The sequence below is a fragment of the Trichococcus sp. K1Tr genome (genome assembly GCF_028309625.1).
Classification (GTDB): domain Bacteria; phylum Bacillota; class Bacilli; order Lactobacillales; family Aerococcaceae; genus Trichococcus.
Genome location: NZ_JAQMHR010000004.1, coordinates 96,914 through 108,504, shown reverse-complemented (window position 1 = coordinate 108,504; position 11,591 = coordinate 96,914). Strand labels below are relative to the sequence as shown.

14 protein-coding genes and 1 riboswitch are annotated in these 11,591 nt (G+C 50.3%); of the genes, 6 read left to right on the top strand and 8 right to left on the bottom strand.

Annotated features, from left to right (window positions below):
• Positions 1-5 precede the first annotated feature (5 nt).
• Complete coding sequence (argF, locus tag PH235_RS08890; RefSeq protein WP_443080866.1) at positions 6-1,073, bottom strand: ornithine carbamoyltransferase; 1,068 nt, start codon at positions 1,071-1,073, stop codon at positions 6-8.
• Positions 1,074-1,292: 219 nt separating this feature from the next.
• A riboswitch (FMN riboswitch) is annotated at positions 1,293-1,408 on the top strand.
• Between the two features lie 201 nt (positions 1,409-1,609).
• Between argF and ribD the strand changes: the two genes are divergently transcribed.
• From ribD to PH235_RS08865, 5 genes are read left to right on the top strand one after another with little or no spacing between them, the layout of a single operon-like run.
• On the top strand, positions 1,610-2,713 hold the full coding sequence (ribD, locus tag PH235_RS08885) for a bifunctional diaminohydroxyphosphoribosylaminopyrimidine deaminase/5-amino-6-(5-phosphoribosylamino)uracil reductase RibD (RefSeq protein ID WP_272162007.1): 1,104 nt from the start codon (positions 1,610-1,612) through the stop codon (positions 2,711-2,713).
• A gap of 23 nt (positions 2,714-2,736) precedes the next feature.
• Complete coding sequence (locus PH235_RS08880; protein WP_272162006.1) at positions 2,737-3,390, top strand: riboflavin synthase; 654 nt, start codon at positions 2,737-2,739, stop codon at positions 3,388-3,390.
• 23 nt (positions 3,391-3,413) lie between these two features.
• Positions 3,414-4,610, top strand: a complete 1,197-nt coding sequence (locus PH235_RS08875) for a bifunctional 3,4-dihydroxy-2-butanone-4-phosphate synthase/GTP cyclohydrolase II (protein ID WP_272162004.1) — start codon at positions 3,414-3,416, stop codon at positions 4,608-4,610.
• 29 nt (positions 4,611-4,639) lie between these two features.
• On the top strand, positions 4,640-5,101 hold the full coding sequence (ribH, locus tag PH235_RS08870; RefSeq protein WP_086942839.1) for a 6,7-dimethyl-8-ribityllumazine synthase: 462 nt from the start codon (positions 4,640-4,642) through the stop codon (positions 5,099-5,101).
• Between the two features lie 6 nt (positions 5,102-5,107).
• Positions 5,108-5,773: an HAD family hydrolase gene (locus PH235_RS08865; RefSeq protein WP_272162001.1), complete on the top strand. Its 666-nt coding sequence runs from the start codon at positions 5,108-5,110 to the stop codon at positions 5,771-5,773.
• 95 nt (positions 5,774-5,868) lie between these two features.
• Here PH235_RS08865 and PH235_RS08860 read toward each other — a convergent pair whose 3' ends face one another.
• Together PH235_RS08860 and PH235_RS08855 are read right to left on the bottom strand one after the other, a co-directional pair.
• Positions 5,869-6,312, bottom strand: a complete 444-nt coding sequence (locus PH235_RS08860) for a GNAT family N-acetyltransferase (protein WP_272161999.1) — start codon at positions 6,310-6,312, stop codon at positions 5,869-5,871.
• Positions 6,313-6,557: 245 nt separating this feature from the next.
• Positions 6,558-7,235, bottom strand: a complete 678-nt coding sequence (locus tag PH235_RS08855; protein ID WP_272161998.1) for a type 1 glutamine amidotransferase — start codon at positions 7,233-7,235, stop codon at positions 6,558-6,560.
• A gap of 157 nt (positions 7,236-7,392) precedes the next feature.
• Here PH235_RS08855 and PH235_RS08850 point away from each other — a divergent pair, with 157 nt between their 5' ends.
• Complete coding sequence (locus tag PH235_RS08850; protein WP_086628732.1) at positions 7,393-7,701, top strand: hypothetical protein; 309 nt, start codon at positions 7,393-7,395, stop codon at positions 7,699-7,701.
• Between the two features lie 6 nt (positions 7,702-7,707).
• Here PH235_RS08850 and PH235_RS08845 read toward each other — a convergent pair whose 3' ends face one another.
• The 5 genes from PH235_RS08845 to PH235_RS08825 all read right to left on the bottom strand — a co-directional run bounded on the left by PH235_RS08845 (position 7,708) and on the right by PH235_RS08825 (position 11,548).
• Entirely contained in the window at positions 7,708-7,887 is a 180-nt protein-coding gene (locus PH235_RS08845) for a hypothetical protein (RefSeq protein ID WP_272161996.1), read from the bottom strand.
• 182 nt (positions 7,888-8,069) lie between these two features.
• Entirely contained in the window at positions 8,070-9,395 is a 1,326-nt protein-coding gene (locus PH235_RS08840; protein WP_272161994.1) for a prolyl oligopeptidase family serine peptidase, read from the bottom strand.
• 179 nt (positions 9,396-9,574) lie between these two features.
• Positions 9,575-10,879, bottom strand: a complete 1,305-nt coding sequence (locus PH235_RS08835) for a PTS sugar transporter subunit IIC (RefSeq protein ID WP_272161993.1) — start codon at positions 10,877-10,879, stop codon at positions 9,575-9,577.
• A 16-nt stretch (positions 10,880-10,895) separates the two neighbouring features.
• Complete coding sequence (locus tag PH235_RS08830) at positions 10,896-11,204, bottom strand: PTS sugar transporter subunit IIB (protein ID WP_272161991.1); 309 nt, start codon at positions 11,202-11,204, stop codon at positions 10,896-10,898.
• Positions 11,201-11,548 (bottom strand): PTS lactose/cellobiose transporter subunit IIA, encoded by a 348-nt coding sequence (locus PH235_RS08825; protein ID WP_272161990.1) that lies wholly within the window; start codon positions 11,546-11,548, stop codon positions 11,201-11,203. The genes PH235_RS08830 and PH235_RS08825 overlap by 4 nt, the downstream gene beginning before the upstream one ends.
• Positions 11,549-11,591: the final 43 nt, after the last annotated feature.

Sequence of the window (11,591 nt, the reverse complement as noted above, 5' to 3'; positions counted from 1 at the left end):
GTCAATCAAACTTTTGGAATAAATAAATTTCCTAAGGTCGCAGCCATGATCGCCTTGATGGAATGCATGCGATTTTCGGCCTGTTCAAACTGAAGACCGTGCTTGCTGCGGAAGGCGCCATCGGTCACTTCCATCTCACGCATACCGAATGTTTCCGCGATTTCCTGGCCATATTGCGTTTTTGTATCATGGAAAGCCGGCAGGCAGTGCAGCATGATCACATCATCATTGCCGGTCTTTTCAATCATCTCCATATTGATCTGATAAGGCGTCAACAATTCGATACGCTCCTCGAACTTATCCTCTTCGCCCATCGATACCCATACATCGGTGTAAAGGACATCAGCCGCTTTTACGCCTTTGGCCACATCGGCTGTGATTTCGATTTTGCTGCCGCTCTTTTCAGCGAATTTCTGTGCCATCTCAACCAATTCTTCGGTCGGGAACAGCGATTCCGGCGCGCAGATCGTGACGTGCACACCAAGGATAGCGCCGGTAACCAAGAGGCTGTTGGCGACATTGTTGCGTCCATCTCCGACATAGACCAACTTAAGTCCGGCCAGCTTGCCGAAATGCTCTTTGACCGTCAGGAAATCGGCGATCATTTGAGTCGGATGCCAGTCATCGGTCAAGCCATTCCATACCGGTACGCCAGCATATTTCGCCAAATCTTCGACGGTTTTTTGGCTGAATCCGCGGAATTCGATGCCGTCGAACATGCTGCCGAGCACTTTAGCGGTGTCTTCAACGGATTCCTTTTTGCCCAATTGGATATCATTTTTCCCCAGGTATTCAGGATGCGCCCCAAGATCGATGGCAGCTACTGTAAAAGCGGCTCTGGTACGGGTGGATGCTTTTTCGAACAAAAGGCAGATGTTTTTGCCTTCCAGATAACGGTGCGGAATATTTCGTTTCTTCATATCCTTCAGATGCGCCGAAAAATCAATCAGATACTCCAATTCTTCCCGAGTGAAATCTTTTTCTGCCAATAAGCTTCTTCCTTGAAATACTTGTTCCAAATTCTGCCATCCCCTTTTAATTGTATTCTCACTGTCGTTCTTGCGAACGATCATTTCCGAGTCATGATGCAACTATTATTGGACTCATTTTATACCCAATTCTAATGAATTACAAACTTTATTTTAATCCTATACATAGAATACAGCTTGGTTCCTTGCGCAAAATACTGGCCTTTGTCGCTTCGGCAACCCGTCCGCCGCTGAACATTTGTTTGTTAAAAATTGTATTTGACATTATCACGGATTGGGATTATCCTAGAGACAGCTTAATTGAATAGTCTTCAGGGACGGGTGAAAATCCCTACCGGTGGTAAAGCCCACGAGCCGTTAAGGCAGATTCGGTTAAATTCCGAAGCCGACAGTCAGAGTCTGGATGAAAGAAGACAAAAACCATTTATCGAATGGCACGCTGCGTTTATTTGTCATACAAAAAACGTTTTCGCGCCATCCGTTCATGAATCGGAACGTCAATCCCTGGGTGTAGTCTATACCCAGGGATTTTTTGGCTTTATTTAGCTGGCCTTCCTTTGTCGAGCCCTGAAGCAGAACTGTTCAGGGCTCTTTATTTTGGAAAAGGGAGGCACGAAAAGATGCAAGATAAAGATACACACTTTATGCAAATGGCTCTGGAACTTGCCGAGAAAGGTCGCGGGGCCGTAGCACCAAATCCGATGGTCGGCGCCATCATCGTCAAGGACGGACGCATCATTGGATCCGGCTACCATGAAAAAATCGGCGAAGGCCATGCTGAAGTGAACGCGTTCCGCTTGGCAACGGAAGATGTGGCGGGCGCGACCATCTACGTGACTTTGGAACCCTGCTCCCATTACGGAAAAACGCCGCCCTGCTCTGACAAGATCATCGAAAAGAAGATTGGGCGGGTCGTCATCGCGGCTTTGGATCCGAATCCGTTGGTTTCCGGACGCGGCGTCAAGAAACTGCAGGATGCCGGCATCGAAGTGGTGACAGGCGTCCTGGCCGAAGAAAGCAGCCGTTTGAATGAAATATTCATGAAATACATAGTAAAAAAAGAGCCCTTCGTCATCATGAAAGCAGCGATGTCTTTGGACGGGAAAATCGCGACCCGGACCGGCGAATCGCAATGGATCACCGGCCCTGCTGCAAGGGAACGCGTGCATCAACTGCGCAGCGCCCTCACCGGCATCATGGTTGGTGTCCAGACAGTCATCATGGATGATCCGCAATTGACTTCCCGCATTCCGGGAGGAAAAAATCCGGTGCGGATCATTGTCGACAGCACCTTGTGCATCCCGCTGGAAGCAAAAGTGCTCCAAAATCAGGACACGGCCAAGACTATCATCGCAACGACAGAACGGGCGGACCGCAGCAAGGCAGCCTTGCTCGAAGAAGCCGGCATCGAGGTTGTGACCGTACCCGCCAAGGACGGCCGGACCGACCTGAAGGTGCTGATGGGAGCCCTCGGGGAACGCGGCATCGACAGCATCCTCCTGGAAGGCGGCGCAACCCTGAACTTTTCCGCACTGCAGGCAGGCATCGTTGATAAGGTGCAGGTATACATCGCCCCAAAACTGATTGGGGGAGAAACGGCAAAAACACCAGTCGGCGGAGATGGCATCGAGAAGCTGAGCCAAGCTTTCAGCGTGATCGAACTGAAGGCCAGCACCGTCGGGGAAGACATCCTCTTGGAAGGCTACATTTCCAAGAACGAATAATAGAGGAAAGTGGGAGGAAATTCATGTTTACTGGAATCATCGAAGAAGTCGGCACCTTGAAAGGTATCCGCCATGGCCAAAAATCTTCCGTCGTGACTGTCGGCGGAAAAAAAGTGCTCATCGGGACAAAAATCGGCGACAGCATTTCCACCAACGGCGTCTGCCTGACGGTCACGAAGCTCCATAAGGATTCCTTCGATGCGGACGTCATGCCGGAAACGCTGCAGCGCTCAAACCTTGGCGCCCTGCAGATGGGCGGCCGCGTCAATCTGGAACGGGCACTGCAGCTCGATACCCGCCTGGGCGGGCACATCGTCAGCGGGCACATCGACGGCACCGGATCGATCAAGGAATACCGCAAGGACGATAATGCTGTCTGGATCACCATCTCAGCCGGCCCCGAGCTGCTCCGCTACATCATCGAAAAAGGCTCGATCGCCATCGACGGCGTCAGCCTGACGGTCGCTACAGTCGACAGCCAATCGTTCCAGGTATCCATCATTCCCCACACCGGAGCAGAGACGATCCTGCTTGAGAAGAAGTTGGGCGATACGGTCAATCTGGAGTGCGACATCATCGGCAAATACGTGGAAAAACTGCTGGGCCTGAGCCCTAAAACACAAACAAAACAAAGCAACCTATCTGAAGCTTTCTTGCAAGAGAACGGCTTTTTCTGAAAGAAATAAGGAGGGAAACATACATGTTCAATACATCTGAAGAAATCATCGCGGACATCAAAGCCGGCAAAATCATTGTGCTGGTCGATGATGAGGACCGCGAAAATGAAGGCGATCTGATCTGCGCAGCGGAATTCGCGACTCCGGAAAACATCAATTTCATGGCCATCTACGCGAAAGGCTTGATCTGCATGCCGATGGATCGGACACTCACCGAAAAACTGGTGCTGACTCCGATGGTGGACCGCAACACCGATAATCACGGGACAGCCTTCACCGTCGCCATCGACCATGTCGAGACAACCACCGGCATCTCAGCTTTCGAACGCTCTTTGACCGTCTTGAAGGCAGTGGAGGATGACGCACAGCCCGAGGATTTCCGCCGACCCGGCCACATTTTCCCGCTGAAGGCAGTGGACAACGGCGTACTCGCGCGCAACGGCCACACCGAAGCCACCGTCGATTTGGCGCGTTTGGCCGGTTTGAAGCCGGCAGGACTCTGCTGCGAAATCATGGCCGATGACGGCACGATGATGCGCACAGACGAACTGATCACTTTCGCCAAAGAGCATGACCTGAAGATCGGCACGATCGCCGACCTGATCGCCTACCGCAAGGAGAATGAACAGCTTTACAAGCGCGAAGGTCAGGCAAAACTGCCCACTAAATACGGTGAGTTCGACATCTACACTTACGTGAGCAAAATCGACGCGGATGAGCATCACGTTGCCTTGGTCATGGGAGATGTCACGACAGAAGAACCCGTTCTGGTGCGCATCCATTCCGAATGCTTGACCGGCGATGTCTTCGGATCGAAACGCTGCGACTGCGGCCAACAATTGGACGCGGCCATGAAGCAGATCGCCGAGGCAGGGCGCGGGGTCTTGGTCTACTTGCGCCAGGAAGGACGCGGCATCGGCCTCGTCAACAAAATCCATGCTTATGCCTTGCAGGACCAAGGCTATGATACGGTCGACGCCAACCTGATGTTGGGATTCCCCAGCGATTTGCGCGAATACTACATGGCCGACGAAATGCTGCAGGACTTGGGCGTGAAAGAAATCCAGCTGCTGACGAACAACCCGCTTAAGATAGAAGGATTCAAAAAGCACGGTGTGAAGATCACCGAGCGGATTCCGATCCAACTGGAGATTTTCGGCGAAACACAGCGTTATATGGAAACAAAGAAACAAAAGATGGGGCATTACTTGGATTTATAAAAAAAACAACCAAACAGGAGGAAAACAAAATGAACATCATCGAAGGACAATTAATTGCACAGGATTTAAAAATCGCGATCGTGGTAGCACGATTCAACGAATTCATCGGCTCGAAATTGGTGGGCGGTGCTTTGGACGGTCTGAAACGCCATGGCGTGGCTGAAGATGCCATCGACTTGGCATGGGTACCGGGCGCATACGAAATCCCATTGGTAGCGCAAAAAATGGCGGCTTCCGGAAAATATGATGCTGTCATCACTTTGGGCGCCGTCATCAAGGGCGCAACGGCGCATTTCGATTACGTCTGTTCCGAGGTATCTAAAGGCGTAGCGACTGCCTCCATGAGTACGGGTGTTCCAGTCATCTTCGGCGTCCTGACGACCGACACGATTGAACAAGCCATTGAGCGCGCCGGCACGAAAGCGGGCAACAAAGGCTACGATTGTGCCGTATCCGCCATCGAAATGGCCAACCTGCTTAAGAATTTATAAAAGTTTATGGAAAAACTAATGTTCAAAGAGGTCCGCACTATCATCCTTGACTATGACGGCACCCTCCATGATAGCACCAAGAATTACATCCACGCTTTCAAACAAGCCTATGCTTACCTCGTTGAAGCCGGCCACGCCGCGCCAAGAGATTGGGCGGATGCGGAAATCACGAAGTGGCTGGGCTACAGCAGCAAAGCGATGTGGGAAAATTTCATGCCCGACCTGGATGAGGAAGTCCGATCGAAGGCCTCAAAAATGATCGGCCAGATCCTGCTGGAAAAAGCCCAAACCGGGCAGGTCATCCTTTACGAGGGCGCTCTGGAAACCTTGCAGGCATTGAAGGAGAAAGGCTACCGCTTGGTCTTCTTGAGCAACTGTAGCCGGGCCTACATGGAAGCGCACCGGGAAAGCTTCGGGTTGGACCGATACTTCGACGGCATGTACTGCACCGAAGATTTCAGCTTCATCCCCAAATATGAAATTTTCGAATCAATCCGAGCTGTGTTTCCTGGCGGCTACCTGATTGTGGGCGACCGTTTCCAGGACATCGAGGTCGCCGAACATCATCCCGTCAGCACAGTAGGCTGCCGCTACGGCTTCGGCTTCCCCGGAGAACTGGACTCGGCGGATGCACAGATAGACGATATCCGCGAATTGAACGACTTGCTGTAACAGTAACAGACAAAAAGGCGACAGAATCCTTCATATGAGGGTTCTGAGGCCTTTTTATGTTGGGCTCTATTTTATCAATTAGTGGCTGCATCTAATCACAAAGACTTTGACATATGTACACGTCTGTAACCATCTTCTGTAGAGCGATTTAATTGGATAAAGCCGAGTTTAGCATAGTACAAAAGATTTTCACTCATCAACTCGTTCGTATACAGACGGACTTCTTGCGTACCGGCCTCTTTAGCTGACGTAAACGCAAATTCAATCAGTCTGCGGCCAATACCCTGCCCTTGGAAAAGGTTGCGGACTGCCACATTTTCTATCAATAAGTAGTTTTCTTTCAAAAGCAGCACGATGAGGCCTTGTATTTGATCCTTATCCGTAGCTACATAGACCAAGCTTTTTGAAATGAGTTCTGCATAATCCGCAAGCATGGGGGCGGGCTTTTTTCCAATTCTGTCAATATACATTCCATAGGCATCGTCCACACATGCAAGAATTGCCTGTCGGTCATCTTCTACTGCGATTCGAATATCCATGCTATCTATCCCTCCATTTTTAAACAGTAATAGTAGACGTTTCAAAACTCAACCGGTCCAACAGCTTGAAATGTAGATGAAAGTCCGTATCGTCGACTTTTCTCGGGAGACTGGCTTCATAACAGCAGACATAAACGTGATTCATTTGCAGTTCGCAAAAGCGAGGATGGTTATCAGCAAACACACTGATGATTCCTCGGCTGTTCGCACGGAAGCCCATAACGAACAACCGACGAATCACTCTTTCACCGGAAATTCCGATTCAACCGATCCAACAATCGATAAAGCAGCTGCCGGTTGCTCGCGGGTATCGGATAGCTCCGAATTTCCGCTGCCGTCTGCGTATAGGCGGTGCCGTCCAAGAAGGCCACATCGTTCTGGAGAATGCTTTCGACGCTCTCCTGTGTGGATTCGAAATGGAATTGCAGGCCGATCACATTACCTTTATAGACAAAGCCCTGATTCAGACAGACATCGCTTGTGAACAGGCGCTCCGCTCCTTCCGGCAAGCCGAATTGCTCCCCGTGCCAATGGAACACGACCAGTTCCTCAGACAGTTCACCTAGCGTTTCCGAGTTCATCGTGCGGATTGGCAGCCAGCCCGCTTCCCGGAATTCCCCCTGAAAAATGTCAGCCCCCAAAGCTTTGGCGATCTGCTGTCCGCCCAGACAGACACCGAAGACCGGCTTGCCCTGGCTAATGAAAGTACGGATAAGTTGCCGCTCCTCTTCCAACCAAGGCAGGTCATCCAAGATGCTCATGGGACCGCCCAATATCACAAGAAAATCCGTTTCCTCCGCTTTCGGTAAAGCCTCCCCCAGAAATAGGCGGTATATCCTGTATTCTGTGCCGGTCTGCCGACACCAATTCTCGATTTCCGCCGGCCCTTCAAAATCCACGTGCTGCAAAATTGCGATTCCCATGCTGATCCCTCCTTAAAATTAGTTATTCCCATCATAATATATGAGCCCACAACAGTCATCCATCCCGTGTTATTGAGTGCAGATGCAAGGAGAGAATGTTATGATAGACCTATAGAAAACACTTGATCCAAAGCCATTTCCGAAGGGAGCAAGTACCATGAGAAATCTGGACAAAGAAATTGCGATCATCCAAAAATTCAAAGCCGAGCACCCGAATAAAGCCTACAAACTCTACATCGAGACTAGCGACGACTTCGACTTCCATGACGAAACCGAAAGTGAAGACTACATCGCCGTCCTCATCGCCGAGCTGGAAACCGAAACGCCAGTAGAAAACCCGTTTCTGGAAGGCACATCCGCCTATACCTGGGATGCCGAATACGTCATCTACATCGACAAACCCACTACGGCCGATCGGGAATTGATCACGAAACTGTATTATGACGAACTGCTCCAATATGTCTGAAGGGAATCATCCTTCAGGCATTTTTTCGTCCGTTTCGTCTTTGGCTGCATCCTCCAAGATGCTCTCTGGGAGCTTAGGCTCGGCTGCGTTTCCCTCGTCGGTTCCACTTCCGCTTGGTTCCGGTTTTTTGGACGAACGCAGCATCTTCTCGACGAGCAATTTGACCAACCGATCCAGTTCAACCATCACGATTCCTCCCCTGCAGTTTTCACTATCATACAATATTCCACCCGAATATTTCGGGATATTTTTATTCTTTTTTATAAAAACTAATTGCCTCATCGGAACAACACAAAAACAGCCTCCGGAAATCCGCATCATACGGACTTCCGGAGGCTGTTCGTTTTATAAAAGCTGCATCAAATAGATCAGTCGTTCAAGGACTGTTCGGACAGCCATTGCATCAATGTGATCTCTGTTCCGTCGATCACTGTCGACACTTCGTTGTTGTGGACATATACCCAAGAGAAATGGCCATTGTATTGATAAGGCGTGCCGTCCGCATTTGTGTACAGACCGGAAGTGTCCTCGACATTGTCAAACAAGGTCAAGTAAACATCTGCATCAGCGGCCAACAAACGGTCGTAGGTAGGCAACGTATTGATTGCTGGAGGCAGCACCATGTCGTTTGCGGCGGCAGTGAACCAGATCGGTGTTTGCGCCAGATTCTGGATGTCCGCATCCGAGATCAAAACATCATTCAAACCTTCGCAGACAGGGAAAGCGGCAGCAAAGTAGCCAGGGTAATCACGCGCCATCAGCATCGTCATGTAGCCACCATTGGACGGTCCGCCGATATAGATCCGGTCCGTATCGACATCCGGATTGTTGGCGACGTACTCTTCGATCAGCGCCATCAAAGCATCTTCGTATTTGGAAGTGCCGTCTGCTCTTCCGCCGATGCCGTCCATCCAATAAGTCGGTGTCTGCGGAGCCAAGACATAGGCCCCATCGAAGTAGGACTGGATCTCATCCGTAGCCAAAGCAGTCGCTTTGTTTGCAGCCAACGGGATTGTCGCATCCGTTCCGCCTTCCCCGCCGCCATGCAGCCAGATGATCAATGGATTTTCTTGGTTGTCCTGCGCCGGGCTGTAGTCAGCATAAGTCAATGTAACACCGTCAAAGGTCGATGCGCCGGTTTCGAAATCTTCGATGATTTCTTTGGTTGTTCCGGCAAATTCGGTGACGACCAGACCGGATACGGAGCCCGCAGGCGTTTCGATTGCCGTCTGCTGCATGATGGTGTATGCGTTCGTCGTCCAATCATTGCGGCCGGTAGCGACCTGATAGTTCAAAGCAGAGCTCAGAGCCAAAGTCGGACCGTATTCCATTTCCAGTACCGCATATTTGCCTGTCTGAACGGCCGGATTGCCGTCTTTATCGGCCACGTAGGCATTGGTGACGTTCACGATGCCCTCACCCAGCAAGGAGGGATTCAAACGGCTGTCGCTTCTTGAGACATTGACGCTGAATGTATCCGTCGTCACGGATCCCTGCGGAACCGGTCTGCCCAAGTCCACGATGATCTTCGTCACGGTTGCGCCCCAGTCCTTCACTTCGATGACCGTTTCATAGGAAGAAGGCTGCGTCTTCAACTCTTTTGCTGAAACCGGATCGGCTGTCGCAAACAACCCTCCCAAAACCACTGCGCTCAATGCCGTTACTTTAGCCATTTTTTTCACTCTACTCATCATATTTTTTTCCTCCCGATCTATTTATGTTTTTTCATTGAAGACTTACAGAAAACAGTGCATCCGCTCCAGGTATTCAGTCCAGATCGGCCCCGTTTGAAGCGATGATCTTCTTGTACCAGTGGAACGAATCTTTTTTGCTGCGTTTCTTATCATCTTGTTTCCCCAGTATCTTTCGCTTATCAGACTAAAGCGTTGTCCAATTCAGTTGCTTCCGTTTGCTGTTGTGCTTCCACTTCTTGCTTATAAGCGGCTTTATCCATGACCTTGAAGAACGGCAGATAGACGAAATAGCTCACAGCGATCATAAGTGCTTGATAGATAGCCCATCTCCAGCCACCTGCCATCAATCCGTTGATGATGACCGGAACACCCAGCGGTACCGCGATACCCGGCAGGTAAGGCAGGATGCCTGTCAGCATGCCAAGATAGGAAGTAACTGCGATGATCAAAGGCACAAGGATGAATGGGATAGCCAAAGTGAAGTTCATGATGATCGGCATCCCGAAGATGATTGGTTCATTGATGCCGCAGATGTTCGGTATCAAGCTCAATTTGCCGAGAACACGGTATTGCTCCGATCTTGCCCGCAGCATCGCCATCGCCAAACCTAAGGTAGCGCCTGAACCCATGAATACGACCATCCCGAACATGCTTCCGGAAACGATATTCGGGATTTCCAGGCCAGCGTTGTACGCTGCCAAGTTTTCGGTACCCAGCGGTGTCCAGATCGGCATGAATACACTGTAGACGACCATTGCGCCGTGTACACCGACCAACCACAAAATCTGTGCCGCAAACATCGCAACCAACAGTGCCGTGAAGCTTCCGCCCAGTTTGGTCAATGGTGCAGCCACTACTGAAAAGATGAACGAATGGATATCGGCATAGGCAGTCAATGTCATCACGTAGCGGATGACCATTGCAAGGACTGCCAGCACCAAGCCAGGCACCAGACCGGAGAATGATTTGGATACGGTAGGCGGTACGCCGTCAGGCATCTTGATGACCCAGCCTTTAATTTTAAAAATGGTATAAACTTTCGCGGACAATAACGCGACAAGAAAGGCAGTAAACAGTCCCGGTGCGCCCATCCAGGTAGCGGGCAGCGAGGCCAATGTGTTCGCTTCGGAATAATTGAAAGGTGTAACGATTAGAAAGCTCATTAAGGCAAGCATCCCTGCCGGCGTACCGTCGATGTCATAGGACTCGGCAAATTTCGCAGCGATCAAATAAACAACATAGATGGCCAAAAGGTTGGTCGTGATTTCGGAAGGAATGACCGTAATCGCTTTCAATCCGGTATTGACCAAAAAATCCTGGTACCCTTGAACCGGGAAACTGTTCACGAGACTCCCCATGGCACCCACGATCGTGATCGGCATCGCCGACATCAGACCATTCGTGATGGCACTGATGTATTTGTTGTTTTGGATCGCACCCGCACCACGTTGTAAACTCATTTGCACATTTGAAAAATCAGCCATTCTTTTCAGCCCCCTATTAATTTAATAAACTCAAAGCATCCGCCAATACTTTTTTGCCGTTCATCATGCCGTAATCCATCGATGGAATCGTTGCGATCGCGACCGGATGGCCACTGTATTTCTTTTTGAAGCTTTCCTCCATATAACCGACTTGCGGGCCCAGCAGGAGAATGTCGATATTCTGGATCAGTTTATCCACTTTTCCCTCCGCCGTTGCATCGATATTAACCTCCATCCCTCTTTCTTTTGCCGCATCCTTCATCCGTTCAACCAACATGCTGGTCGAGAAACCTCCCGCACAGGCCAACATAATCGAAAGTGTCATGCAATCTCCTCCTGGCTCACTTTTTGTGTATGGAACAAATGGACTTCTTCCCTCAGTTGGATCAGGTGCTGCGCCAGATCCCTCACGGTCATGGCATTCATCACATGATCCTGTGCGTGGACCATCAGAAGCGTAGTGTTGGTCGGTTTTCCTCTGATTTCTTCTTGGATGATCGTAGTCTGCAGGTCATGCGCCTTGTTCAAGGAAGTCCTTGCCTCCCCCATCAGTTTGTCGGCTTCCATAAACTCGCCCTTTTCGGCAGCTTGGATGGCTTTCATGCTGTACGCGCGGGCATCTCCCCCATGGATGATCAGCTGCATGATGATTTTCTCCTCGTCTTCCAAATGAATCCCTCCTGTCCTTTATCCTTTCATTTATAGATATGCA